The organism is Massilia endophytica, from assembly GCF_021165955.1.
In the GTDB taxonomy this organism is placed as follows: Bacteria; Pseudomonadota; Gammaproteobacteria; order Burkholderiales; family Burkholderiaceae_D; genus Rugamonas; species Rugamonas endophytica.
In genome coordinates this window covers 2,185,040-2,209,800 of sequence record NZ_CP088952.1, presented here as the reverse complement: position 1 = coordinate 2,209,800, position 24,761 = coordinate 2,185,040, and the positions used below count along the sequence as shown (strand labels likewise).

At 63.4% G+C, this 24,761-nt stretch carries 20 protein-coding genes; 11 read left to right on the top strand and 9 right to left on the bottom strand.

Annotated features, from left to right (window positions below; translation table 11 throughout):
* Positions 1–82 precede the first annotated feature (82 nt).
* The 4 genes from LSQ66_RS09815 (at position 83) to LSQ66_RS09800 (ending at position 8,033) form a co-directional block, all read left to right on the top strand.
* On the top strand, positions 83–5,998 hold the full coding sequence (locus tag LSQ66_RS09815) for an FG-GAP-like repeat-containing protein (protein ID WP_231769595.1): 5,916 nt from the start codon (positions 83–85) through the stop codon (positions 5,996–5,998).
* A gap of 8 nt (positions 5,999–6,006) precedes the next feature.
* Positions 6,007–6,630, top strand: coding sequence for a hypothetical protein (locus LSQ66_RS09810; protein ID WP_231769594.1), 624 nt, complete (start codon positions 6,007–6,009; stop codon positions 6,628–6,630).
* Between the two features lie 225 nt (positions 6,631–6,855).
* Positions 6,856–7,341 carry a hypothetical protein gene (locus tag LSQ66_RS09805; protein WP_231769593.1) on the top strand — a complete coding sequence of 162 codons (486 nt, stop codon included), beginning with the start codon at positions 6,856–6,858 and terminating at the stop codon, positions 7,339–7,341.
* A gap of 83 nt (positions 7,342–7,424) precedes the next feature.
* On the top strand, positions 7,425–8,033 hold the full coding sequence (locus LSQ66_RS09800; protein WP_231769592.1) for a hypothetical protein: 609 nt from the start codon (positions 7,425–7,427) through the stop codon (positions 8,031–8,033).
* 6 nt (positions 8,034–8,039) lie between these two features.
* Here LSQ66_RS09800 and LSQ66_RS09795 read toward each other — a convergent pair whose 3' ends face one another.
* Positions 8,040–8,813, bottom strand: coding sequence for a DUF899 domain-containing protein (locus LSQ66_RS09795; RefSeq protein WP_231770086.1), 774 nt, complete (start codon positions 8,811–8,813; stop codon positions 8,040–8,042).
* Between the two features lie 107 nt (positions 8,814–8,920).
* Here LSQ66_RS09795 and LSQ66_RS09790 point away from each other — a divergent pair, with 107 nt between their 5' ends.
* From LSQ66_RS09790 to LSQ66_RS09775, 4 genes are all read left to right on the top strand, one after another.
* Positions 8,921–10,141 carry a helix-turn-helix domain-containing protein gene (locus LSQ66_RS09790; protein ID WP_231769591.1) on the top strand — a complete coding sequence of 407 codons (1,221 nt, stop codon included), beginning with the start codon at positions 8,921–8,923 and terminating at the stop codon, positions 10,139–10,141.
* Positions 10,142–10,151: 10 nt separating this feature from the next.
* On the top strand, positions 10,152–10,784 hold the full coding sequence (locus tag LSQ66_RS09785; RefSeq protein WP_231769590.1) for a Vgb family protein: 633 nt from the start codon (positions 10,152–10,154) through the stop codon (positions 10,782–10,784).
* Between the two features lie 86 nt (positions 10,785–10,870).
* Entirely contained in the window at positions 10,871–11,101 is a 231-nt protein-coding gene (locus LSQ66_RS09780) for a hypothetical protein (protein ID WP_231769589.1), read from the top strand.
* A gap of 61 nt (positions 11,102–11,162) precedes the next feature.
* On the top strand, positions 11,163–11,951 hold the full coding sequence (locus LSQ66_RS09775; RefSeq protein ID WP_231769588.1) for a ferritin-like domain-containing protein: 789 nt from the start codon (positions 11,163–11,165) through the stop codon (positions 11,949–11,951).
* A gap of 9 nt (positions 11,952–11,960) precedes the next feature.
* On the opposite strand, the gene LSQ66_RS09770 is transcribed toward LSQ66_RS09775, so the two are convergent.
* Positions 11,961–12,122: a hypothetical protein gene (locus tag LSQ66_RS09770; RefSeq protein WP_231769587.1), complete on the bottom strand. Its 162-nt coding sequence runs from the start codon at positions 12,120–12,122 to the stop codon at positions 11,961–11,963.
* Between the two features lie 179 nt (positions 12,123–12,301).
* On the opposite strand from LSQ66_RS09770, the gene LSQ66_RS09765 reads away from it, so the two are divergent.
* The gene (locus LSQ66_RS09765) at positions 12,302–12,757 is read left to right on the top strand and encodes a nuclear transport factor 2 family protein (protein ID WP_231769586.1); all 456 of its coding nucleotides are present in this window, start codon (positions 12,302–12,304) and stop codon (positions 12,755–12,757) included.
* On the opposite strand, the gene LSQ66_RS09760 is transcribed toward LSQ66_RS09765, so the two are convergent.
* From LSQ66_RS09760 to LSQ66_RS09745, 4 genes are all read right to left on the bottom strand, one after another.
* Entirely contained in the window at positions 12,754–13,590 is an 837-nt protein-coding gene (locus LSQ66_RS09760) for a CAP domain-containing protein (protein WP_231769585.1), read from the bottom strand. The two genes, LSQ66_RS09765 and LSQ66_RS09760, sit on opposite strands and share 4 nt — an antisense overlap.
* Positions 13,591–13,640: 50 nt before the next feature.
* Complete coding sequence (locus LSQ66_RS09755) at positions 13,641–14,189, bottom strand: PEP-CTERM sorting domain-containing protein (RefSeq protein WP_231769584.1); 549 nt, start codon at positions 14,187–14,189, stop codon at positions 13,641–13,643.
* Positions 14,190–14,369: 180 nt separating this feature from the next.
* On the bottom strand, positions 14,370–16,655 hold the full coding sequence (locus LSQ66_RS09750) for a TonB-dependent receptor (protein ID WP_231769583.1): 2,286 nt from the start codon (positions 16,653–16,655) through the stop codon (positions 14,370–14,372).
* A 120-nt stretch (positions 16,656–16,775) separates the two neighbouring features.
* Positions 16,776–19,157 (bottom strand): DNA polymerase II, encoded by a 2,382-nt coding sequence (locus LSQ66_RS09745; protein WP_231769582.1) that lies wholly within the window; start codon positions 19,155–19,157, stop codon positions 16,776–16,778.
* A gap of 35 nt (positions 19,158–19,192) precedes the next feature.
* Here LSQ66_RS09745 and LSQ66_RS09740 point away from each other — a divergent pair, with 35 nt between their 5' ends.
* Entirely contained in the window at positions 19,193–19,582 is a 390-nt protein-coding gene (locus LSQ66_RS09740; protein WP_231769581.1) for a DUF488 domain-containing protein, read from the top strand.
* Here LSQ66_RS09740 and LSQ66_RS09735 read toward each other — a convergent pair.
* Together LSQ66_RS09735 and LSQ66_RS09730 are read right to left on the bottom strand one after the other, a co-directional pair.
* The gene (locus LSQ66_RS09735) at positions 19,579–20,046 is read right to left on the bottom strand and encodes a host attachment protein (RefSeq protein ID WP_231769580.1); all 468 of its coding nucleotides are present in this window, start codon (positions 20,044–20,046) and stop codon (positions 19,579–19,581) included. The genes LSQ66_RS09740 and LSQ66_RS09735 overlap by 4 nt on opposite strands.
* 81 nt (positions 20,047–20,127) lie before the next feature.
* A complete protein-coding gene (locus LSQ66_RS09730) occupies positions 20,128–20,574 on the bottom strand; it encodes an Rrf2 family transcriptional regulator (protein WP_231769579.1) in 447 nt (148 codons plus the stop codon).
* A 94-nt stretch (positions 20,575–20,668) separates the two neighbouring features.
* Here LSQ66_RS09730 and LSQ66_RS09725 point away from each other — a divergent pair, with 94 nt between their 5' ends.
* Positions 20,669–21,565, top strand: a complete 897-nt coding sequence (locus LSQ66_RS09725; RefSeq protein WP_231769578.1) for an NAD(P)/FAD-dependent oxidoreductase — start codon at positions 20,669–20,671, stop codon at positions 21,563–21,565.
* 84 nt (positions 21,566–21,649) lie between these two features.
* Here LSQ66_RS09725 and LSQ66_RS09720 read toward each other — a convergent pair whose 3' ends face one another.
* Positions 21,650–24,628 carry a TonB-dependent receptor gene (locus LSQ66_RS09720; RefSeq protein WP_231769577.1) on the bottom strand — a complete coding sequence of 993 codons (2,979 nt, stop codon included), beginning with the start codon at positions 24,626–24,628 and terminating at the stop codon, positions 21,650–21,652.
* Positions 24,629–24,761 lie beyond the last annotated feature (133 nt).

Here is a 24,761-nt window from a genome sequence, read left to right as displayed (position 1 = left end):
TAAATTATGGCTCAGGAGTGTCTAGTGGTATGGTGGCGATTCAGGTATCAATTACACAGATGATGCCTACTCGATACAGCCGGTGGACCGCCTGTGCTTGGACGGTCAGCGCCTTGTGCTGGTCAATGGAGACAGCAACAGCCACGCCGCATACTGGGCAGCGGACGCCGAATACCGAACGGAGATTGAAACCTTTGCCCGCGTACGTACCGTCATGGTCGGCGGGCAGCGCACCTTCAAGGTGGAGACTCGCGACGGCCGCACAGCCTATTATGGCGATACGGTCGACAGCTATTTGCAGGCGGTGGGACGCAGCGATGGCCAGGCGCATCGCTGGCGTGTCAGCCGGGTGACGGACCGCAGCGGTAACTACGTCAGCTATTACTACAGCGAGCACGCCGAGATCGGCGAAAGCAATCCCATGGAGATCCGTTGGGGCGGCAACAGCGTCAACGGGCAGCCACACTATGCCGTAGCGCGCTTCACCTTCGAGGTGAAGCCGGACCTGCGGAAGTCCTTCGTGGCAGGCGCGCCCAACTTTGAAGCTGAGCGCCTGAAACAGATCGCTACCTACGTCGGGATCGCTTCGGATGGCAGTGGCGGCACGCTCGCCCAGCGCTATACGCTGGAGTATGGCAGCAGCCTCGTCAGCCAGCGCAGTCTCCTGAACTCGATTCAGGCCTGCGACAGCACGCTCTGCCTGCCTGCGACCTCGTTCACGTATGGAACACGGTCGGCGGCGACAGCAGGCTTCGTTAGCCTGGGCGGCCTGCGCGCCGGGCCGAACCTGGTGGCGCTGGGCAATAACGGCACCGGCTCCGGCTATGCGAAGGCTCCGTTGGACGAGATCGTCGTAGGCGACTTCAATGGCGACGGCAAGGACGACATCCTGGAACGTTATCGCGTAGACGGCAACCTGAACCAGCAACACCTGTACGAGTCGAATGCTGACGGCCAGGGCTGGACCGTGAAGACACCGTTCAGCGGGTTTGTCGGCAAACTGGCGGTGATGGAGACCGGGGACTTCGATGGCGACGGCCGGGTGGATGTGCTGGTGGCCGACTGGACGGCGGGCTCCGCGGCATCGAACTGGCGTATGTGCTGGGGCAAGGACTTTGCCAACGGCGCCTTCAACTGCGGAACTGCAATCGAACTGCCACCCGATTCCTGGGGTACGTATCTGGAGGCGCCCGCCCCAATGCGGATGGTGCGCGACTTCAATGCCGACGGGCGCGATGATCTGTTCTTGCGCACGGGCCGTCCGCTCACGGGGCCGGGGCGCAACTACAAGTGCCTGTCCACGGGCTCCGGTTTTAACTGCCAGGACGTGACCGGCACCCTGTTCAATATGGGCTTTGGCGACGAGGCCAATGGCGCGCACACGGCGGGCAGCGCCTTTGCCGACATGGATGGCGATGGCCGGATCGACCGCGTCGACCTTGGACAATGCAAACGGGTAGCCCTGGAAACGGGCGGCACCGGATGGCAGTGCGATGTGCACGCCGACGATCCAAACCGGAGCTATCTGGTGGTCGGCACCTCCACCGAGAAGGGGGCAGTACAGTACCGTTCCGAGTGGGACCCCAGCGCCGACAACCGGACCGCAGCGCTGGCGCCTCCATCGACCGGCACCATCACCGCAGACTTCAACGCCGATGGCTATACGGACCTGGTGTACGGCAGGGCAACCTTCAACTCCAGCGGCTCGCCCACGTTCCAGGGGCGGCTCTGCCTGTCCAAGGGCAATGGCGACGCGGAGTGCAATCCGCTGCCCGCTTCCGCTACCCCTGGTCTGGACCACCTGGTGCTGATGGTGGCGGACTTCGATGGCGACGGCACGCCTGATGTGCTGCGCCCGGGGCATGACACCTGGACGACGGACAATATTACGAGCTACCAGCTGTGCCACATTGGCGCCGCGGGCCAGATGCACAGCTGCGAACCCTGGGCAGGGCCGGTGTTCTACGGTGTGAGCGGCCTGCAAGGCGTCTACGGCAGCGGCGCCGACCAGAACTATACTCGGAACCGCTCGATGTTCCTGGGCGACTTCGATGGCGATGGCAGGGTGGATATCGCCACCTATACCCAGGGCGGCAACTGGGAAATCTTCGGCTCGGCCGATGTTGCCAAACAGGGCGAGGCGCTGGACAAGCTGGTGAGTGTGACCAATGGCTTGGCTTATGTCGAGAAGGCCGAGTACGGCAGGGTGAATTCGGCCCTGGTCTATTCGCCCGAGCCAGTTGCCTACAACGGCCCGATCGCCGTGCAGGGGAAACGGACGCAGCCTGGAGAGTCGCTGGTGCGTGCAATCCACCGCAGCAACGGCCGTGGCGGCTGGCTGGACACCGAGTATGCCTATCGCGGCAACGCCATGGACCCGGGGCGGCGGGCCGGCCTCGGCTTCGCGCAGATCGAAGAGCGTGATGTACAGGCTGGCGCCACAACCACCTCGACTTTCCAGCAGAGTTTCCCGTACGTAGGCATGGCGCTGCACACGCGCACGATTGACCGGAACGGAACCTGGCTGCTCGACCAGAACTCCAGTCCGGCTGCACGCGGCATCGTGCAGGCGAACGGCACGTCGACCCGTTTCCCGTACGTGGACCAGGAGCAGTTGACCCGCACCGATCTGGACAACGCATTCCTGGAGCGCACAACCGTCACCAGCACCTACGACGATTGGGGCAACCCAACCCTCGTCACGCGCAACAGCTATAACTCCGCCAATTCGCTGGTGGGCTCGGTGACGAACACCCGTGTGTACGATAACGATGCGGCCAGCTGGCGCATCGGTGAGCTGCGCAGCAACACCGAGAGCCGCTCGATGGCAGGCAGCTCGCAGAGCCGCCAGTCCGCCTACACCTATGATGGCGCCGGCCGTCTGGACACGGAGACCGTCGAACCGAACGACGCGTTGCTGAGGGTGCAAACAAGGTATGACCGAAGCGGCAACCCCTTCGGCCTGGTCAATCGCACCATCCTGACTTGGAAAGATCCTGCAGGTACCGAGCGCACCCGCACGGTCTCGGAGGTAACCTACACGCCGAACGGCCGCTTCGTGGCGATCCGCAAGAATGCCCTGAACCACACGGAATCGCTGCAGTTCGACGCGCGCAACGGCGCATTGACCGAACTCATCGACGTGAACGGCCTGGTAAGCAGTGCCGCCTTTGATGGTTTCGGCCGCCCGGTCCGTGCGACCGCGGTGGACGGCACCGAAACGTGGACCTACAACAAGCGCTGCAATGCCAACTGTCCGCCACAGGCCACGAGCGTGCAGATCCTGGAATTCAAGCGCGGCCTCGAGCGTGTGGCCGTACCCAAGCTCACATATATGAACGCTGCAGGCCAGCCGGTTCGCACCGCTACGTGGGGCATGAACGGCCAGAAGATCGCAGCCGACACGCTGTACGATGACCAGGGCCGTGTACTGAGCCACTGGAAGCCGAAGTTCGTTACCGACAGCGAGCTGCTGGCCGAAGGCCTGCCTGCAGGCGCAGTGCTGGCCAGCGAATTCGCCTACGATGATCTGGATCGCGTAATCAGCGTGAAAACGCGGGACGAGGGCGGCGATGTCATTTCCCTCACCAGCTACCATGGTCTGACGGTCACGCAGACCAATGCGAAGCAGCAGCAAAAGGTCGAAGCGAAGGATGAATGGGGCCGCCTGGTCATTGCAAGCGACGCCTACGGTAAGCAAACCAGTTTCAGCTACGATGCCTTCGGCAACCTGCTCAGCACCACCGATCCGCTGCGCAATGTCGTCACCATGGAGTACAACAAGCTGGGCCACAAGACTGATCTGCGCGACCCAGACCTGGGCTGGATCCACTTCGACGTGGACGCCCTGGGCCAGGTGTGGCGCCGGATCAGCCCGAAACAGCGCGCGAAGGGCGAGCCGGAAAAGAACTCGACCCGTATGACCTACGATGAGCTTGGGCGCATGACCACCCGCATCGCCGAGGACCATTCGGCGGGCTGGATCTACGACAAGCTCGACAGCCAAGCGAGCTGCCAGAGCAATCACAGCTGCGGCAAGCTTGTGGAGTCGTATACGCTGGCGGGCAGCACCAAGGACTTCCGTCAGCAGCACAGCTACGATCTGTTGGGACGCCCCGACACCGTGGTGAGCTACCTGGACACGGCTTACATCAGCCAGGTGCAGTACGACAACTGGGGCCGCACCGCACGGCGGCTGAATCAGCGCGGCAGCGGCACGCCGAAGGTGTTCGACTACCGCTACAACGGCGCGGGGCAGCTGGAACGCATCGAGCGCGGCGCATTGGTGCTTTGGCAGGCCACCGCCATCGACGCAGAGGGCCGCGTTACGGATGGCGCCTTCGGCAACGGCACCACCTTCGCGCGCAACTACAACGTGCAAAGCGGGCGCCTGTTCTCCAACACAGTGAGCAAGCAAGGAACCCGCCTGCTGCAGGACGCCTATGGCTATGACCCGCTGGGCAACGTGCTCACGCGCGGCCAGGAATGGCAGGGCAGCATGTTCTTCGAGGCCTTCGAGTACGACAGCCTGAACCGCGTGAAGAATGCCCAAATGCTGTCGGAAAGCCAGCCACGCGTGTACACCTACGACGACATCGGCAACGTGCGCAGCAAGAGTGGCGTCGGCACCTACAGCTATCCGGAATCCGGCACCGCCAGCGTGCGCCCGCACGCGGTATCGAGCATTGACGCGGGCGGCTTCACCTACGACGTCAACGGCAACCTGCTGACGGCGCCGGGGCGCACTACGCCGTGGACCTGGACCAGCTTCGACATGCCGCAGCGGGCCACCAAGGGCAGCGCTTACAGCGACTTCGTCTACGGCGCCGACCGCCAGCGCGTACGCCAGACGCGCAGCGACGGCACCGAGATCCACTATGCCGGAGCACTCGAAGCGGAAGTGAAGGGCGGTGTGACCACAGTCAAGACCTACTGGCCAATGGGCCTGGGTGTGGAGATCGAGCGCAATGGCGTGACGAGCCTGAACTGGTTCTTCAAGGACCGCCTGGGCAGTGTGACGGGGATTGTTGACGAAGCGGGCAACCTGAAGGAGTCGATGGCCTACGATGTCTGGGGCAGCCGCCGCAACCTGACCACCAGCGAAACGCCAGCGGGCCTGGATGGGGTGGTGGACAACAAGGGCTTCACGGGCCACGAGATGCTGGACCAAGTGGACCTGGTGCACATGAATGGCCGCATCTACGATCCGCTGCTGGCGCGCTTCATGAGTGCCGACCCGTACTTGCAGGACCCGACGCACAGCCAAAGTTATAACCGGTACAGCTATGTCTGGAATAATCCGACGAACCTTACCGATCCATCTGGATTTGAGACACTGCAGACGGTTACTATTACAAGGCCTGCTACCACCATCTCGGACGAAGACCTGCGTTGGATTGCAAGCCTAAAGTATCAATACCTGATGCGTCAGCTTGACAGTGGCATTCGCGTGGCCAAGCCTGTCGCGCGGATCGTTGCTCGTAACATCCTGGTCAATGGGGGGCGTGTAGTAGGCGGTGCCGCCGGAGGGGCCGTCGCCGCTGCTTGCGATTACATTACTGTTGGCTGGTGCGTCCCTGCCAACGGTGCGTTGGTTGCCGGTGGTGCCCTGGCAGGTACGGCATTTGGCATGTATGCTGCCAATAGGCTCGACCAGGCCTTGAGTGGGACGAGTGCTGGCGCAAGTAGCGCCACGGGGGGCGCTTCAGGTGACCCCAACAATGGAAACGACAACGATGATGAGCCGAAGCGAAATAAGAAGGCCAGTTCGTCTCAGATAGGCGAGAAAGTTCGGACTCCCGATTCCCATCCCGAGGACTTTAGCAAGTTTGAGGGCACGAAATTCCGCAACACTAAAACTGGCGAAATCTTTGAACGCAGCAACACCAATCACACTGACAAGGCCGGGGAATGGAAGGTCGGTTCCAGGCCGGGTCAGTCGCCCCGACCCACTGACAAGATCACACTTGGTTCAGATGGTCGGATCTTGAAGTTTTAAGGTGTCCCGTGAAAATGCAGAACATAAGACTTCTCATAACTAACGCTGTGAATTTGCAGAGTTACTCGACCTCGCCTGGATTCCTGGGATATTTTGAACGTGCCGGCAAGTACGTGGATGGTATGGCAGAAGCTGCTGTGTCGCTTTTCTTCGATGTGTTTGGAGAAGAGATTGACGGCTTGGTATTGGTCAGTTCCCTCCATGCTAATACGGACGAGTTGGGACGCTTTGGTGACGCAAAGCTTGACGAGCGAGACCATAGATTGGTGGACTATTTGTGCTTGCACAACGCGCTTCATCGTTTTAGCTACCGTACTCGTTTTGGTACGGCCTACGAGTCCTCATCCTACGCGCGGGCGATTGAAGAGGTTACTGAGAGCTTGGCTTCAATTTATGTTTCCGAAATAGGACAAGATGTCCTTCGACAACTGCTCCTTGCGCGTATGCTGGTCTACGGCCTTCGAGGGCATTGTTTCCTTGTTTCAAAAAGTAGGGGGCTGATCTTTTACCCACACGAAGACACAGGCTTCGGCATTATCGCCTTTGGGACAATCCCCGATAGGGAATTCGCGTCTAAATTCCTGAATCGAGCGTCGTCCCTGAAACGTTTCCGATCCATCCCGGTAGGTTAGCCCGCATATTGGCCCGGCGTGACCGCGTCGGATGGAAATCCTCACCTGCGAATCTATCGCTGGTATGACAAAGTTCAAGCATGACGACGTTGTAAGAGTGCTCGCTGACGTGCCGTCGGATCAGGGACCGGGCGAGCGAGCGTGGGTCGTGGGTATATTCGAGGATAGGCCCGGAAAGTACTTCGATGCGTTCTCGCCTGGGACCGTTTAGTGAGGGGAACGGAAATGAAAACCGCGTTAGCGAAGGAGTTTGCTAAGCATTTTCCTGATATTGATCTAGGCGAGGATGATCTTGATGCGCTTGGAATTTCTTACTTCCATGTTTCAACCTTCGATCACTGGCTGAGTGAGCCTGAGGCTGATGACTGTCAGTATCTGAACTATTCGATAACATTGGATGCTGGGGCCTTAGAGCAGTATTTTGTTGGAGAGCAGAGGTTCCTGGATTTTTATTCAACTCTTGCAGTTGATGGCGTAATCTGCAATCGTTCTGGGCCCTTACGAGTGTTCGAAACGGCCACTTCCGAGCTCAGGGAAATTTTCGTGAATAGCTTGCGCGAGAAGCGACTGATGGATGTATATTTTTGCGGGGCTGGGGTTCGGATTTTTGGTAGGTATGATCGAACAGACCTTGTAATAGCAGATGGACCGCAGCAGCTGGAGGCGTTGCGGACAAAGGTTGCGAATTTCGGTCTTTCTGTTCTTGAGTAGTGACGCCTTGACTGGTCTTAATCTGGTTGAACTGCGCCGGAAGTCTGGGAGGCTCCAATGTTGAGAGAATGGAGCCGTGGATTTTGAGTAGCGTCGACGTGCCGCTGCGCGCCACCAAGGGCAGCGCCTACAGCGACTTCGCTTATGGCGCCGGCCGCCAGTGTGTGCGCCAGACGCGCAGCGACGGCACCGAGATCCACTATGCCGGAGCACTCGAGGCCGAAGTGAAGGGCGGTGTGACCACGGTCAAAACCTACTGGGCGATGGGCCTGCGCGTGAAGATCGAGCGCAACGGTGCAACGAGCCTGAACTGGTTCTTCAAGGACCGCTTGGGCAGCGTGACCGGGATTGTGGACGAAGCGGGCAACCTGATAGTTGGGCTGTTTCTTGCAGACGTTACCGAACTCGATTCTTCCGTCCGGCAATGTCCTTGTAGTGTGAGGGTAATCCTCCGCTCTGTTCAGCCCCTCGATCCGGCAAGCAACCGTAGCCACGGCGGCAGGTGGAATGCGGCCATGATCACGTACATCGCCGTCATGCCGTTCACCGGGAGGGATGCGCGGCTGGCGGAGCAGATCAGCTCCGGGCTTTCGGTGAAAGCGCTGACGAGCGCCATCACGGCGAAGACCGGCGTGGCGGCCAGACAGAGCCAGTCCGCCGCGCGGGCAGCGCCGCCGCCCGCGGTTGGCTGAATCGCCTTATGCAGCATGCTCGTACTTGTCATGGTGGCGCCACCACACGCCGTTCTCATTGCGGCCTTTCGGGGCGCGGTCCAGCCATTGATACATGCCCCAGATGCCGTCCACGCCGCGCGAGTAGCATGAGTAGGTGTGGTAGATCTCGCCGTCTTCCATCACAAAGGCGCTGAGGCCCGGGCGGTCCAGCACATAGGTGGCGAGGTTGGTGCCGCTCATGGCCGCCATTTTCCCGGCTGGACCCTCGCTGTCGCTGGGCGCCCAGCTTTTCACGGCCGGTTCACGGCGGAAGTTGTAGCCGATGCTGCCGTCGCGCTGCTGTTCTTCGGTGAAGTAGACGGCGAAGTCCGCATTGAAGTCGCTGCCGCCCGAAGACGCCCAGTCGAAGCTCCAACCCATCCTCTCCTTGAAGGCTTCCAGCTTTTCCAGCGGGGCGCGGGAGACCGCCGTGAAGGCGACATCATGGTTTTCCAGGTGAACCACAATGCCGTTGAAGCCGTCCGCAATCGAGGAGCAGGAGGGGCAGCCCGCCGTGTAGTCCGGGCCGTACATGAAGTGGTAGACCAGGAGCTGGGAGCGGCCCTTGAACAGGTCTGCCAGCGTTTTGGTTCCTTGCGGCGTCTGGAAGCGGTATTGCTTGTCCACCTTCACCCAGGGCAGCGCCTGGCGCTGCTGCGCCAGGACGTCGCCGCGCCGCGTGTGTTCCTTCTCGGCGGCCAGCAGCTCGATACGTGCGTCGAGCCATTCTTCGCGGGTCCCTGTTTTGTGCATCGTCATCATGTTTCTCCTTAGACTGAGTGTTGTCGTACCATGTTCGGTATGGTGATGAATATGCTATGGCCGCAGGGCCGGGGAGTGGGAGTGACAATCTTGACGGGATTCCGATGGATTCGATGATCGCGGCCGCGGCGCGGGCGCTGGCAGCAGGCGACCTGTTAGGAGCGCTGAAGCGCGTGGCCTTGCGCGACGATGCGCCTGCGCTGGCCCTGCGGGGCATCGCCATGGCGCAGCTGGGCGATCTGGCGCGCGCGAAGGCGCTGCTGAAGGATGCGGCGCGCGCGTTTGCACCCAGGGAGACCGTGGCGAAGGCACGCTGCATTGTGGCCGAGGCGGAGATAGCGCTGGTTTCGCGGGATCTCGCTTGGCCGCCCAGGGAGCTTGCTGCCGCGCGCGCCACGCTGGAAGCGCACGGCGACCGCCTGAACGCGGCGCATGCACGCCTGCTCGAAGTGCGGCGCATGCTGCTGATCGGCGATCTGGACGACGCGGCGCGCTCGCTGCGGGAACTGGATGCAGAGCCCCTGCCGCCAGCCTTGCGCGCCTCGTATGAGATGGCACTCGCGGGTATCGCTATCCGCCGCCTCCACACAAGAACCGCATGCGACGCGCTCGAGCGGGCGGCGCAGGCCGCGCACGATGCCGGCATACCGGCTTTGGCGGCGGAGGTGGAGGGCATGAACCACGTGCTGCGAATACCTGCGGGGCGCCTGATTTCCCGAGGCGGGGCACGGCCGCTGCTGCTGGGGGAGGTGGAAGCGCTGTTCGCATCCGGCTCCCTGGTGGTGGATGCCTGCCGCTACGCCGTGCGCGAGGCGCAGACAGTGGTGCCGCTGGCGACGCGGCCCGTTCTGTTTGCGCTGGCGCGCGTGCTGGCGGAGCGCTGGCCTGGCGACGCTTCGCGCGAGGAGCTGGTCAGCCGCGCCTTCCGCGGCAAGGAGGCCGACGAGTCGCACCGCGCGCGCCTGCGCGTGGAAATGGGCAGGCTGCGCAACGAATTGCGCGCCTTCGCGGACATCTCGGCCACGAAGGAAGGATTCGTTCTTGCGCCGAAAGGCGATCGCGAGGTTGTGGTGCTCGCTCCGCCGGTGGAAGAAGAGGAGGGCGCCGTGCTTGCCCTGCTGGCCGATGGCGAGGCCTGGTCCAGCTCCGCGCTTGCGATAGCGCTGGGCGCGAGCGCGCGCACTGTCCAGCGCTCGCTGGAAGCGCTGGCGCAGGCGGGCAAGGTGCATGCCTTCGGCCGTGGCCCGGCTCGGCGCTGGACCATTCCTTCCCTGCCCGGATTCCCGTCAACATTGTTACTCCCGGGCGCTTTGCCGGAGAGTTAAGATGGAAGCCATGAAAACATCCAAAGCCGAAATCCTCCGTGAATACGGACCCTTCCCGGGCAAAGACAGCGTAGCCGGCGTCACTTATGACGGCGAGCATATGTGGTTTGCGTCGGGCGATAAACTCAATGCCGTAGATACGGCCGCAGGCGAGATCGTGCGCTCCATCGACATCTCCGCCCATGCGGGCACCGCCTTCGACGGCAAGCACCTTTTCCAGATCGCGGAAGACCGCATCCAGAAGATCGACCCGCTCACGGGCCAGGTGCTGGCGACGATTCCCGCCCCCGGCAACGGTGGCGATTCGGGCCTGGCCTGGGCAGAAGGCGCGCTCTGGGTGGGCAACTACCGGGGCAGGAAGATCCACCAGATCGATCCCGAAACGGGCGCCGTGCTGCGCGAGATCGAGTCAAACCGCTTCGTCACCGGCGTTACCTGGGTGGACGGGGAGCTGTGGCATGCCACCTGGGAAGGCGACGACAGCGAATTGCGCCGCATCGATCCCCAGACTGGCGAAGTGCTCCACCGCCTGGAAATGCCGGCGGGGGCGAATGTGTCGGGCCTGGAATCGGACGGCGGGAGCCAGTTCTTCTGCGGCGGCGGCGGCAGCGGGAAAATCCGGGCGGTACGGCGTCCAGGCTGAGAAATTGCAGCGCACGATTGAAATAGTGCTTGCCATGCGGCAACTTTTGAGTATGATACAAGCACTGACTTTCTATCGGGGACGCCATGGAACTGATCAAAAAAGCGGCACAACTGCGTTATGAGGCGCGTTATATGGAGGCCATCGGCCTGATCGAGGAGCATGCCGAGGCCCTGGCGGTGGCGGACAAGATTCCGGCCTTGCTGCAGGCCCTGTATGCGGCCGAAGAAGCGCAGCTGGAGGTCAACGCCGAACAGTTCGCGAACCGCCTGCGCCAGCTCGAACCCTCCCTGCCTTCGCTGCAGCGCTACGGCTAGTCTGGCCGCCGGTGCGGCGGTTTGCTACACTGCGCGTTTTCCATCAGCACAGCGATCTTCAATGGAACTCCGCGCGGCCGCGCTGCAATGCCTGCTTGAACCCGATCCCCTTGCCAAGACGCGCGGCGTGGCCGCCATGGCGGATGCATGCCGTGATGGCGCATCGACACTCGATGTGGATGCGCTGCTCCAGGCGCCGGACGGCATTCCCGGGCGGCCCTCCAAACCCGAACTGGTGGCGCCCAAGCTTGTCGGCAGGCGCTCCATGGCCACGCTGGAAGGGCGCGCAATGCTGGTCCACGCGCTGGCCCATATCGAATTCAATGCGGTGAACCTGGCGCTGGATGCGCTGTGGCGCTTTCCCGGCATGCCCGCCAGCTACTACACGGACTGGCTGCGCGTGGCGAAGGAAGAGGCCTACCATTTCGGCCTGCTCGCCGCTCACCTGCAAACGCTGGGCCACGCCTACGGCGACTTCCCGGCCCATAACAGCCTGTGGGAGATGGTGGAGAAAACGCGGGAAGATGTGGTGGCGCGCATGGCGCTGGTGCCGCGCACCCTGGAAGCGCGCGGGCTCGATGCGATTCCGCCCCTGCGCGCCAAGCTGGCGCAGGCGGGAGACATGGAGGCGGCGCAGATTCTCGACATCATTCTGCGCGACGAGATCGGCCACGTCGAAATCGGCAACCGCTGGTACGGCTACCTGTGCGCCCAGCGCGGGCTCGATCCCTCAAGCACCTACGATCTGCTGGCGGAGAAGCACGAGGCGCCGCCGCTGCGGGGGCCCTTCAATATCGAGGCGCGGCGCAAGGCAGGCTTCACGGAACCGGAGCTGGACCGCTTCGCCTGACAGCTTCGCTCAGCAGGGCGGGAAGCGGCCGTCCACGAAAGGCGCACCCCAGAACTCGAAGATGCGGCGCAGTTTGGCGCGCAGCACACGCGTCCAGCGGCGGATATCGGTAGGCGAAGGGCCCAGGGTGGCCTGGCTTACACCGTACGGGCTGTGCGAAGAGTAGTTCATGGCGGCTTCTCCTGCTTTCAAATGATCTGCAATGGAGCCAGAATACGGCGGCCCAAGATATAAATCCAATTCGCAATCTCCATTATCGACATTCGCGGCGCAAATAATGTGTGCCATAGCAGATATTCGCGAGCCTTATGAAGGGCTACACTATGCCGATTTCATTTTTCGGGGTTTGTATGAAGCATTTGATTCTGGCAGGCGCCGTGCTGCCACTTGTGTCGCTGGCAGCTCCATGCCTGCCGCCCGCTGCGCTGATCGAACATGACGCCCAGTACGAGGAAGCGATGCGCAGCGGCGACGCGGCCTTCCTGGACGCCTGGCTCGCGGACGATTACGTGTGGGTGCACACGCTCGCATCGGCCGTCGACACCAAGGCGGTGGTGCTGGCGCGGGCGAAGGAGCTGAAGGTGGCGGCGAAGGCGCGCACAACGAGCGAAGTAAAGGCGCATGCGCTGGGCGATACCGTCGTGCTGCGCGGCCTGAGCACGGTGGACCAATGGAATGCGGACGGCAAGACCTGGCGCAGCAACCGTTACCAGTTCATGCGCACCTATGTGAACGTGGACGGCAAATGCAAGCTGCTGGCCGTGCAGACCATGAAAGTGTGGTCCAGCGAAGGAAAGCAGCCTTAGAGCGGCGCCGCGAACACCTGCGTCCAGTATAGCGTGCCCTTGCTGCTGATGGCGAAGGCGGCGCCCATTTCCGTGAAGCCCGGGCGCATGATGTTGGCGCAATGGCCCGGGCTGGCCAGCCAGCCTTCCACCGCTTCATCCGCCGAATCCTGGCCCGAGGCGATGTTCTCGCCGATGCGCTGCCAGCGGTAGCCCGCGCGCAGCGCGCGCTCGCCAGCCGTGCTGCCGTTCTTCTCCACATGGCTGAAATAGCGCAGCTCCGCCATGTTGCGGCTGTGCGCAAGCGCCGCATCGCCGAGCGCCGGATTCCAGCTTACCGGGCCAACGGGCGGGTAGTGTTCTTCGCCGCAGGTGCGCGGCGCAGCGCGGGCGGCGTTCACGGCGCGCAGCACGGCCTGTCCCGCTTCGTCCAGCTCGGGCAGCATGCGCGGCGGCTGCGGGCGGGCCAGGATGATGGTCCATTCGTCGCCGCTGCGCTGCACGCCGATGGCCGAGAAATCCTCGCTGAGCAGGCGGCTGCAATAGCGTTCCTTCAATACGCCCATCGCTGCCGCCTCATCTCCCGCATTCGAAATGGAGATCAGGTCCGCCTTCGTCACTGGAATGCCCACATGCTCCAGCGCCAGGTCGAGGAAGGCTCCCGCGCCAATGTGCACGGTGGAGAGCGCGGGCGGCGCCGCGTACGGAGGCAGGGCGGCTCGGGCCAGGCCGCCGCAGCCCGCGGGCGCGCTGCGGTAGTGGTTGATCATGCCGATGAGCTGCGGCGCGGTCGCAGCTTGCGGCGCAGTTGCAGCGCTGGCGATGATGAAAAATAAAGCTGGACGAAGAGACAAGCGGGCACCCGGGCAGGCAAAGGACCTGCCTCAATTATAGGCACGCCTGCCTATTTCAAGGAAGAGCGAAGTCTCCGCCAGCCTGCCAGCCCGGCTACGCCCAGCAGCAGCATCAGGCCGCCGGAAGGTTCGGGCACTGGCTGGGGCGAAATGGCGAATCGGGTTTCCGGCGTCCACAGGTAGGTGGTCGTAGCGCTGCCCCAGCTGCCGCTGGAGATGAACCAGGACCGGTCCCACGCAATGGTGCCCGCCTGCGACGAGTTGTCGCCGCCCACCGAGTACCAGCTAGTCCTGAAGTTCAGCTGGCCGGTGTTCGTGTAGCTGAACTGTTCGAGCGTGCAGGTGATGCCGCTGCCGCATCCGCCGCCGCCAAGGTAGCTAACGCTCGACCATGAGAACTGGCTGAGCTCACCCAGCTCCAGCACGCCATTGCCATTGGCGTCGCTGCCGCTGAAATGCCCCGTTTCGGTGAGGGTGGGGTTGAACAGGTCGGCTTCAAGCCAATGGAAGCCGGTGTAGCTGAAATCCCAGTCCTGCGCCTGCGCCGGAAGAGCGGCGGCGGACGCGAGAACGATGCTCGACAGCGCTCGTTTCCACATTTGAGTTCTCCTCGCCAGGTTATCCTTACAGCTTAGTCCTCGAACGCGAGGACGGCGCACGATACCGCGAGAAAACGGGGGCATTGCGCCAATGTACGTCATTCCCGCGTAGGCGGGAATCCACGAGCGTATGCGGCGCGGCGGCACTCCTGGGCCCCCGCCTGCGCGGGGGCGACGCGATTAGTACTTGAAGCTGGCGGTCAGCGTTGCGCTGCGGCCCGCGCCCACGCCCGCGTAATGCGGCGAGGAGACCTTGTCAAAGTACAGCTTGTCCGCCAGGTTCTGCACGTTAAGCTGCAGGCTGACGTTCTTGTTGAGGTCATAGCTCGCCATCGCATCGAAGCGGGTGTAGCCCGGCGCGAACTTGGTGTTGTTGATGTTGGAGTACACGCGGGACATGGCACTGAGGCCGCCGCCGATGCTCAGGCCCGGCATCACGGTGTACGAAGTCCACAGCGAGGCGCTGTTCTTCGGCGTGGTGGGGAACACGTTGCCGTTGAAGGGCGACGGCGTCCACACCGGCTTGGCAGTGGTGCCGGTGTTGACGTAGCCGTTGTCGGCGATGCGGCCATCGAGCCAGGTGTAGCCGCCGAAGACCTGCCAGTTCGCGCTCAGGCTGCCGTTTACGCCCAGCTCCAGGCCGCGGATGGTTTTGCGGCCCACGTTCTGGGTGCTGCCGTCCGGCGCCGTGACGCGGGCGTTATTCATTTCGCTGCGGAAGAGGGCCGCGCTCAGCGAGAGGCGGCGCGCCAGCACTTCCCATTTGGTGCCCAGCTCGAAGTTCTTGCTGTCCTGCGGCTTGAGGTTCTGCACGATGACGGTGAGCGCATCCAGGCCGTCGCCGCCGTCGTTGCCCGGCGGGGTGGAGGACGTGCCGTAGGAGGCATAGATGCTGCTGTTGGCCGAAGGCTTGTACACCAGGCCTGCCTGGTAGTTGGGGAAGTCGGTATCGACCTGCGCATGCTGGGCGGGCGTGCTCACGCCGTTCAGGGTGAAGGCCGGTACGTCCAGCTTCGTGCGGAAACCGTCCCAGCGCAGGCCCAGGTTCAGCAGCCATTGCGGATTGAACTCGATGGTGTCGAAAGCATAGGCCGAGCGGGTATTCGTGCGCACGGCGGTGCGGTTGGGCGACACGCTGCGGGTGTACTGCCAGGGATCGTTCGGGTTCGGGTTCAGCAGGGTGGTGCAGTTGTACAGCGTGCCCGCGCCAGTGGTGGGGCAGTTCGTGCCCACGGTCTGCAGCGGATTGTTCGTGCCGGGGTTGAAGATGTAGCTGCCGCGGTCCGTGTCTTCGCGGCTGATCTCGATGCCGGCGGTGAAGCTGTGCTTGACGCCTGCGGCCGTGAAGGCGCCGCTCAGGCTTGCGGCATTGGCCAGCGAGTCCGTGCTGACGATGCGGGTGTTGGCCCGGCGCCAGAGGGTGCCGTACAGGGCCACGTTGCCTTTCGAGTCGTCAGGCTGGGTCCACACATAGTCGTTGCTGGTGCGGCCGTAGCGGGTCACGTTGCGGAAGGTCAGGCCGTTGCCGAAGGCGTGCTTGACGTCGATGGTGCCGATGTCAGTTTCGGTGTCGCGGTAGTCGCGGTTCAGCAGGCCGTAGAAGGTGGAGCGCGGCACGTTCACCGGCGTGCCGTTGCCGTTCTTCGCCACATTCGGCCCAGTGGTGAAGGGATTGTTGAAGGGCAGGCCGGTATCGGGCAGCTCGCTCGACTCCATGTGGTAGTAGCTCAGGTTCACGGAGGTGGGCGAAGCGAGGCCGAAGGTGACGGTAGGGGCCACACCCCAGCGGTCGCCGTGCAGGATGTCGCGGCCGGGCACGTGGGCATCGTGGCCCATCACGTTCAGGCGCACGGCGGCGTTGTCGCCGACCATGCGGTTCACGTCGGCGGTCACACGGCGGTATTTCGCGCTGCCCAGGCCCACGGAGGCGTTGCTGAAGTTTTCCGCCTTCGCGGTCTTGCTCACCAGGTTCACGCCGCCGCCAGCGGAGGAGCGGCCGCCGTAGGCCGAGTTGGGGCCTTTCACCACTTCGATCTGTTCCAGCGCGAAGATCTCGCGCGACTGCGAGCCGCTGTCGCGGATGCCGTCGATGTAGGTGTCGGTCTGCGCGTTGTAGCCGCGGATGAAGAGGTTGTCGCCCACCGGATTGCCGCCTTCGGCCGCGCCGATGGTAATGCCCGGCACGGTGCGCAGGGCCTCAGTGAGGGAAACGGCGCCCGTCTGCGAAATCACTTCGGCCGGAACGACGGTGATGGATTTGGGAGTATCGAGCAGCGGGGCGGTGAACTTGTCGTTCGCCGATTTCTTCACCTGGAAGTCGCTGCCTGCCTGGCCGTTGATGGTCACTTCCGGCAGTTTCTGCTCGGTGCTCTGGGCGTGGACCGCCAGTGGCAGGGCCAGGGTGGCGATGGCGGCGGCAACGGCCGGGCGTGGATGCTTGATGCTCTTGATGTGCGGATTCTTCATTTTTTCGGATAGCTGGCAAAGTCGGCTGGCGCTTATCGATAATCTAATTGATAGCGATAATGCGAATCATTCGTATTATGACACAAGATGCCGTGATTGTTGCTTTTTTGCGATTGCTTCTCAGAAAAGGGTGCCCTGGCGGCTCGTGAGCATGGTGAAGCTGTCGCCAACGAAGGGCAGGATGGCGTCGGCGATCGGCTGCAGCTGGCGGCTCAGGTAGTGTTCGTAGTCGATGGGCGCGCGCCGCGTTTCCAGGGGCTCGGGGCCCGCGGTCGTCATCACATAGCGTATCCAGCCGCCGCTCTGGTACTGGAGCGGGCGGCCCTGGCGCTCGTTGAATTCGTCCGCCAGGCGGGCGGCGCGCACGTGGGGCGGCACGTAGCGCTCGTAGTCGTCCAGCGTGCGGCGCAGGCGCTTGCGGTAGACCAGCTGCTCGTCCAGCTCCCCGCGCAGCGTGCGGGTGGCGTAGTCGCGCACGTACTCCTTGTATGGCTCGCCCAGGAAGATGCGGCGGTAAAGCTCCTGCTGGAACTGCTGGGCAAGCGGCGTCCAGTCCGTGCGCACAGTTTCCAGCCCCTTGAACACCAGCTCCTCGCTGCCGTCCGGCTTGAGCGTCATGCCTGCGTAGCGCTTCTTGCTGCCTTCGTCGGAGCCGCGGATCGTGGGCATCAGGAAGCGGCGGTAGTGGGTTTCGTATTGCAGTTCGAGGGCGCTTTCCAGGCCGAAGCGCTCTTTAAGGTCGGCGCGCCACCACTCGTTCACGCGGGCCACCAGCGCGCGGCCGATGCGGTCTGCGTCTTCCTGGCTGTGCGTGCGGCGCAGCCACACAAAGGTGGAGTCGGTGTCGCCGTAGATTACTTCATAGCCCTGTTCCTGAATCAGCTCGCGGGTGCGGTGCATGATCTCGTGGCCGCGCATGGTGATGGAGGAAGCCAGGCGCGGATCGAAGAAGCGGCAGCCGCTCGATCCCAGCACGCCGTAGAAGGCATTCATGATGATCTTCAGGGCCTGCGACAGAGGCTTGTTCTTCTCGCGCTTGGCGGCCTCGCGTCCCTGCCATACTTGCGACACAATGCCGGGCAGGCAGTGGGTCTCGCGCGCGAAGCGGGCGCCCCGGAAACCCGGCACCGTCTGTTCTTCCGGCAGCCGCAGGCCCTCCACCAGGCCCACCGGGTCGATGAGGAAGGTGCGGATGATGGAGGGGTACAGGCTTTTGTAGTCGAGCACCAGCACCGAGTCGTAGAGACCGGAGCGCGAATCCATCACGAAGCCGCCGGGGCTGTTCTCGCCCACGACATCGCCCACATTGGGCGCCACAAAGCCGCGCCGGTGCATTAGCGGCATGTAGAGGTGCTCGAAAGCGGCCACGGAGCCGCCGCTGCGGTCCGCCGCCAGGCCGGTGACGCTGGCGCGCTCCAGCAGGAAGTCCAGCAGCTGGGTCTTGTCGAAGATGCGCGTGACCAGCTCGCAGTCCTTCAGGTTGTAGCGCGCCAGCGCGGGCTTGTCCTCGGCGAAGAGGCGGTCGATCTCCGCCATGCGGTCGTAGGGATTGTCGATGGACTTGCCTTCGCCGAGCAGGGTCTGGGCCACGGATTCAAGGCTGAATGAGGGGAAGCTCCAGGTGGCCGAGCGCAGCGCTTCGATGCCGTCGATCAGCAGCCGTCCCGCCACGGCGGCGAAGAAGTGCTGCTGGCCGCCGCCGTGCTTGCGCCATTCCATGACGCTGCCGTCGCGGCCGAAACGCAGCGCCACCTGGTAGCGCTCGGAGTGCCGCTGCAGCATGTGCAGGTCGAACTGAATGAGATTCCAGCCGATGATGGCGTCCGGGTCGTGCTGCGCCAGCCAGTCGTTGAGGCGTTCCAGCATCTCCGGGCGGCTGGTGCAGTACTCCAGTGCGAAATCGATGCCGCTGCCGCCGCCATTCGGCTCGCCCAGCATGTAGACCTGGCGCTGGCCGCAGCCTTCGAGCGCGATGGAATACAGCTCGCCCTGCGAGGTGGTTTCGATGTCGAGGGAGCACAGGCGAAGGCGGGGCCGGTAGCCGCTGGCGGGTTTCAAGGGGCTGTCCGGCAGCGCGGGATCGAAGCTTACCGGCGCAGTGATGAAGCGCTCCATCAGGTAGCGTTCCGGCGGCCGCACATCGGCCTCGTAGACGTCGATGCCGTGCTCGCGCAGCTTCTTTTCCAGCTTCAGCAGGTGGCGGTATTGCCTGCAGTAGAGGCCCAATACAGGGCGGTGCTGGAAGTCCTGCAGCGCCAGTTCGCGCAACTCCGTGCCCCGTTCGCCCTGCAGCAGCCGCTCCAGCAGCTCGCGCTGTTCGGCCGGAACGAAAGCGACCGAAGGCTGGGCGAGCTGGCGCACCAGGCGCGGCCCTTCATCGGTGGCCAGCCAGAAGTCCGCCTCCGTGCCTGCCGGGGTGTCGCGCCATTGCCGGGTGAGGAGAAATCCCTGTTGCTGCTGACTCAAACTGCCGCCTTCCGCTTCCATAAAAATTACGCGCATAATACCTCGGCAGGAACCCATGGAGGAGAGTTTGCATGGCAATACGGATAGTGAAGCTGGGATCGCCGCGCGAAAAGGACGAGGGCGCGCGCATCGGCACAGTGCGGCGTCCGCCGCGCGGCGTGCCGAAGGAGGAATTTGCCTCGCGCGACTACTACGATACCTGGCTGCCCAATCTCGCGCCGAGCGCTGGGCTGATGACGCAGGGCAGGGCGGCGGAAGGGGACGGCGAATGGCGCGATTTCATGCGCGCCTACCGCAAGGAGATGCAGCAGCCGGATGCGAGCCATGTGCTCGACCTGCTCGCCACCATGTCGCACAGCACGGCATTCTCGGTGGGCTGCTATTGCGAGAACGAGGCGCGCTGCCACAGGAGCATCCTGCGGCAGCTGCTGGAGGAGCGGGGCGCCTCTGTGCTTGCCTAGTGCTGGCGCTGCGCGTGGACCTGGGCGCGCAGTTCCTGCGGCGGCAGCTGGGTGTAGTCCTTGTTCAGCTCCAGCACGATGGCCGATTGCAGCTGGGGGCTGAGCTGCTTGCGCAGCACGCCCAGGAATTCCGGTGAGGCCATGAGCACCAGGTTGCGGAAGCGCTGCTGGTTGTAGGCCTGCTGCAGTTCCATGCACACTTCGCGGGCGAAGATCTCGGTCTCGTGCTGCACGGGCGTTTTCGCGGGCTGGTAGGTGCTGCCGGGCAGGGCGCCGCCGGTATTGTTGATGCTGTTCGAGGCCGCCTTGGGATCGACCGGCTGGTCGGTCTGCGTTTCCATCGCGCGCATGCGAACACGGTCGTCGACCAGGTCCTTCACCTCTTCGAGGCGCTCGGCATTGGGCTCCTCGGAAAAAATCCGCACGCGGCTCGCGTTGGCGGTAATGATCCAGGTGGTATCCATCGTGGTTCCCTTCATTGCTGGTCCTTGAAGGCCCAGTATAGCGATGCAGGGAATTTGCCGCCGTACGGCTGCCGGGGGCGTTTACCGATGAGCGTCCAGATGCGACAGCACCGCGTTATCGCCCACGCTGTCGAGAATATCCTGCAGGGTGACCTTGCTGAAATCCTTCAGCAGGCGGGCTTGCGCCTCGCTCAAGGACTGTTCCAGGCGTGCATTCACGGCGCGCTCCACCAGGCAGTCCGGGTTCCCGTCCTGCCAGCCGAAGGCGAAGATGGCCGGCTGTTCCAGCGCGTTGTAAATGTCGAGCAGGGTGATCTTGCTGAGCGGCTGGGCCAGCGTCCAGCCGCCGCCGTGGCCCTTCAGGGCCTTCACATAGCCGTGGTCGCGCAGTCCCGCCATGGTGCGGCGGACCACCACGGGATTCGTCTGCAGCACTTCGGCGATGGTCGCGGAAGTCATCGGTTCACTGGTCTGCTGCATGTGGATCAGCACATGCAGCATGCGGGACAGGCGGTTGTCGGCTCGCATGGGAAAGCATTTTCAATGGTTTGTCACATTATAAGTTGCATGAGCCGTTCTTGTCGCCTATCATGTAACATCAAATGTATCATAAGGAGGAACCATGCTGGATGTGATCATCGTTGGCGGCGGCTTCGCCGGGATTGCGGCGGCGCTGCAAATGGCACGGGCGCGGCGCAGGATTCTGGTGCTGGACGGCGGCTCGCCGCGCAACCGCAATGCCGTCACGGCGCACGGCTTCTTCGGCCACGACGGAAAGACGCCGCGCGAGCTGCGCGAAACGGCGCATGCGCAGCTGCGCGCCTATCCCGGAGTGCAGCTGCTGGAGGAGGTGGCCATTGCCGCCCGCCCGCTGGAGCAGGGCTTCGAGGTCACGGTAGGCAACGGCAGAACGGAGCGCGCGTCGCGCCTGATCCTGGCGGCCGGCGTGCGCGACGAGCTGCCGGCGCTGCCCGGGCTGCGCGAACGCTGGGGCAGGACGGTGCTGCATTGCCCCTACTGCCATGGCTACGAGGCAGGGCCCGGGCCCTTCGGCGTGCTGGCTAGCGGCGAATCTTCGGCGGAGCAGGCGCTGCTGGTTTCGGACTGGGCGCCCGTGGTTTATTTCACCCAGGGGCTGCACGAACCTGGCGCCGAAGTGCGGGAGCAGATGGCAGCGCGCCGCGTGCGCATCGAAGCGGCGCCCGTGGTGGAGCTGCTTGGCGAAGCACCCGCGCTGGAGGCCGCGAAGCTGGCCGACGGCCGTGTGATTCCGCTCGATGCGCTCTTCGTTGCGACGCGCGTGGATGTGAGCACGCCCATCGTGTCCCAGCTGGGCTGCGCCATGGATGAAAGCCCGAAGGGAAGGCTGGTGCGCGTGAACGAAATGAAGCAGACCACGGTGGCGGGCGTGTTTGCCGCCGGGGATCTGTCCACGCCGTTCGGGAATGCCAGCATGGCCGCCGCATCGGGAGTGATGGCAGGCGTGGCGGCCCACCGCTCGCTGATCTTCGGTTTGTAAGGACGAAAAAAAGCCGGACCGGCCAAGGGAGGGGGAAGCCGGTCCGGCAGTTCAGGCTTGCGCCTGAACGCTACTACAGGGAGCTTAGAACTTGTACTTCAGGTTCAGGTAGTACTGGCGGCCGCTGACGTCCAGCTTCTGCTGCTCTTCTTCGCTGTAGCGATAGTAGGCGCGCTTGGCGTTGGTCAGGTTGGTCGCGTCGAACGACAGGATCAGGGTCGGCGTGATGTTGTAGCTTGCGTTGAACGCCAACGTGGTCACGGGAGCGGCCATGGTCGGGGCGACCGGCATGGTCACGCCGTTGATCACTGCCTTGCCCTGGCTTGCCGCGTTAGGAGTCGGAGCGGTGCTGCTGTTCACGTACTCGCTGCGGTAGTTCGCCACCAGGCGCGCCGAGAACTTGTCGTTCTCGAAGTAGCCGCCCAGGTTGGCCGCCCATTCGGATGCGCCGACCATCGGCAGGCCGTCGTCGACCTTGGTCTTGGCGCGGCTCACGTTGGAGGTGAAGCCGAAGCCGGTTTTGCCGATCGGCTGCTCATACGCCAGCTCGATGCCGCCTACGTGCGCGCCCTGCTGCGAAGAGGTCAGCACGTTGAAGGTCTTCAGCTGGCTGTCGCGCGGGTCGATGTATTCGATCGTTGCGGCGCCTGCGATACCCGTCTTCGGATAGCCCTTGATCTTCGAGTAGTACAGGTTCACGCTCACCAGCGAACGTGGAGCGAAGTACCATGCCCACGACAGGTCCGCGTTGTTCGAGGTCTGCGGCGAGATGTTCGGGTTCGGGCCGATGATGGTGCAACCGGCTTCGCCGCAAGTCGCGCTGCTGTAGCCGACGGCGAACAGGTTGTAGTTCTGGCGGCCGATGGTGCGGCTCAGGCCGAAGCGGGTGATCATGTCGTCCTGCAGTTCATAGCGCAGGTTCAGGCTTGGCAGCACGTTGGTGTAATGGTGCTTGTTCTCCTTCTTGTAGAAGAAGCTGCCGGCCTTCGGATTGAAGGTGCGGTCCTGGAAGGAGCCGGTGCCCTCATGAACCCAGGTGATCGCGTCCGGATAGCCAGGGCATGGGATGATCGGTTCGCCGGGACGCGAGCGGGTGCAGATGCCGGCCGGGATCGGGTAAGGAATCATCGCGTCCACTTCGGTGCGCACCAGGCGCAGGCCGATGTTGCCGGACAGGCGGTCCGCTTCCAGGTTGGCCATGATGTAGCCGGCGCTCTGGCGCTCGCGCATGTCGATTTCCAGGCCCGCGCGGCGTTCCCAGTCGGAGCTGGTGACGGTGCGGTTGGCTTCGTAGTAGGCCTTCAGCGCTTCCGGAGTGATGGTCCAGCTGGTGTTGTCCCAGCCCGCCGGGCCGTCCAGGCCGTTGCCGAAGTCCGACGGCCATGGAATGAAGCCGCTGGTCGGGGCATTCGGCGCCAGGTCGGCGTAGCGCAGCTGCGGGAAGCGGCGCACCAGGGAGCGCTTGTGCTCCGAGAAACGCACGCCGGATTCCAGCGACTTGAGCATGCCGCGGTCGAGGCTGTATTCCGCATCCAGGTTCAGGCTGTTTTCGCGGTCCACGGTGCGCGCGTTGGCGGCATTGCGGCCGGTCAGCACGAAGCCGGTGCCGTCAGCGCCTTGCGGCTTGTACATGTTCGGGCCGGTGCCGTAGTACTTGACCATCGGCGCGTCTTTCAGGCCGCCCAGCGCGTAGGAGACGCCGGTGCCGAAGCGGGTGTAGGTCAGGCCCTGGTCCAGATCGGTCTTGCCTTCGCCGCGCGTGGTGGAGAACAGGCCCTTGATGGTCAGGTCCTGGTTGACGCGGTATTTCGCGTCGAGGTCGAGGAAGGAGCTCTTGGCCAGTGCGCCGTCGCGATAGGCGCCTTCGGTTTCGCCGATGTACTGCGGCGGGGTGCCGTCCGGGTACACGATGTCAGCGCTCTTGAGCACGCGCAGCTCGTGGCCGAACATGGTCTTCTCGGTCACGATGACCGGGTTCTTGATCTGTGCGAACACCTGCTTGCCGTTGACCGAGGTCGGGGCGCCCGCGTAGGGGCCCTGGCCGCTCTGCTTGCCCTGCAGCATGCTGATGATGGCGCCCGCATTCAGGCGGCCGTAGTTCGGCGCCTTCATGGACGAGTGGAAGCCCGTCATCGTCATGTCGAGGTCTTTGTTCGGCTTGAACTGGGCCGAGAACATGCCGCCCTTGCGGTCACGCTCGCCCTGCACGTATTCCATGCTCATCGAACCTGGGATACGCACGCCGTTCAGGTCCGCAGCCTTCAGGCCCGTACCGGCCAGCGATTCGTCGGTGATGCCCTTCATGGTCGCGGTGTTGATCACGTCCCAGCCGCTGTTGGGCGGGTAGGCGAAGCGCGACACGGAATCGCGGCGCACCATGCGCTTCTCGGCGAAGCCCTGCACGATGATACCGAAGGTGTTGGCTTCGTTCTTCCAGTTGACCGAGGCATTGACGTCGTGGGTCGCCTTGCCTGGCAGGTCGGCATACACGCCGCCCAGGTTGACCACGCCCGACAGGCGCTCCTTCTGCGCCAGCGGCTTGCGGGTGGTCACGTTGATGGTGCCGGCCAGGCCGCCATCCTGGATATTCGCCTGCGAGGTCTTGTAGACGATCGCCTGGTTCAGCACGTTCGACGGCATCAGCGAAAGGCTGGTGGAACGGCTGCTGGAGAGCTGGTCGGAAATGTACCAGTCGCCGCCGGCCACGGCGTGGCCGTTGAAGATGATCAGGGTGTGGTCCGGATTGGTGCCGCGCATGGCGACCTTCTCGGCCTCGTCGTAGTCGGTACGCACCGCCACGCCGGTCAGGCGCTGCAGGGAGTCGGCCAGGTTCTTGTCCGGCATCTTGCCCACGTCTTCGGCCGTGATGACCTCCACGTTGGCCGAGGAATTCTTCTTCACGCTCAGCGACTTCGCCATGGAAGCGCGGATACCCGTCACTTCCACCACCTGCGTGGCCGAATCGGCCGCCGGGGCCTGCTGCGCCAGCGCGTTCTGCGCTGCCAGCGTCATCAGCGCCAGCGAGACCGCTACGGCCAGCGGCTTCTTCTCGTACATGCTCATTTGCTCTCCACGGTTGTAATTTTTTCCAAGACCGATTTAATACCGGTTAGAAAAAGTATTCGCCAGAATTCCATTTATGCATAATGACTAATATTTGCGTGCTCATAACTCCCGGGAATAGGAAACCGGAAGT

Bases quoted from the DNA above. Each gene is read 5' to 3' on its own strand.
- LSQ66_RS09805 (WP_231769593.1), top strand. From the start codon at position 6,856: ATGAAAACCGCGTTAGCGAAGGAGTTTGCTAAGCATTTTCCTGATATT.
- LSQ66_RS09795 (WP_231770086.1), bottom strand. From the start codon at position 8,813: ATGACGATGCACAAAACAGGGACCCGCGAAGAATGGCTCGACGCACGT.
- LSQ66_RS09790 (WP_231769591.1), top strand. From the start codon at position 8,921: ATGGATTCGATGATCGCGGCCGCGGCGCGGGCGCTGGCAGCAGGCGAC.
- LSQ66_RS09785 (WP_231769590.1), top strand. From the start codon at position 10,152: ATGAAAACATCCAAAGCCGAAATCCTCCGTGAATACGGACCCTTCCCG.
- LSQ66_RS09780 (WP_231769589.1), top strand. From the start codon at position 10,871: ATGGAACTGATCAAAAAAGCGGCACAACTGCGTTATGAGGCGCGTTAT.
- LSQ66_RS09775 (WP_231769588.1), top strand. From the start codon at position 11,163: ATGGAACTCCGCGCGGCCGCGCTGCAATGCCTGCTTGAACCCGATCCC.
- LSQ66_RS09770 (WP_231769587.1), bottom strand. From the start codon at position 12,122: ATGAACTACTCTTCGCACAGCCCGTACGGTGTAAGCCAGGCCACCCTG.
- LSQ66_RS09765 (WP_231769586.1), top strand. From the start codon at position 12,302: ATGAAGCATTTGATTCTGGCAGGCGCCGTGCTGCCACTTGTGTCGCTG.
- LSQ66_RS09755 (WP_231769584.1), bottom strand. From the start codon at position 14,189: ATGTGGAAACGAGCGCTGTCGAGCATCGTTCTCGCGTCCGCCGCCGCT.
- LSQ66_RS09750 (WP_231769583.1), bottom strand. From the start codon at position 16,655: ATGAAGAATCCGCACATCAAGAGCATCAAGCATCCACGCCCGGCCGTT.
- LSQ66_RS09745 (WP_231769582.1), bottom strand. From the start codon at position 19,157: ATGCGCGTAATTTTTATGGAAGCGGAAGGCGGCAGTTTGAGTCAGCAG.
- LSQ66_RS09740 (WP_231769581.1), top strand. From the start codon at position 19,193: ATGGCAATACGGATAGTGAAGCTGGGATCGCCGCGCGAAAAGGACGAG.
- LSQ66_RS09735 (WP_231769580.1), bottom strand. From the start codon at position 20,046: ATGGATACCACCTGGATCATTACCGCCAACGCGAGCCGCGTGCGGATT.
- LSQ66_RS09730 (WP_231769579.1), bottom strand. From the start codon at position 20,574: ATGCGAGCCGACAACCGCCTGTCCCGCATGCTGCATGTGCTGATCCAC.
- LSQ66_RS09725 (WP_231769578.1), top strand. From the start codon at position 20,669: ATGCTGGATGTGATCATCGTTGGCGGCGGCTTCGCCGGGATTGCGGCG.
- LSQ66_RS09720 (WP_231769577.1), bottom strand. From the start codon at position 24,628: ATGAGCATGTACGAGAAGAAGCCGCTGGCCGTAGCGGTCTCGCTGGCG.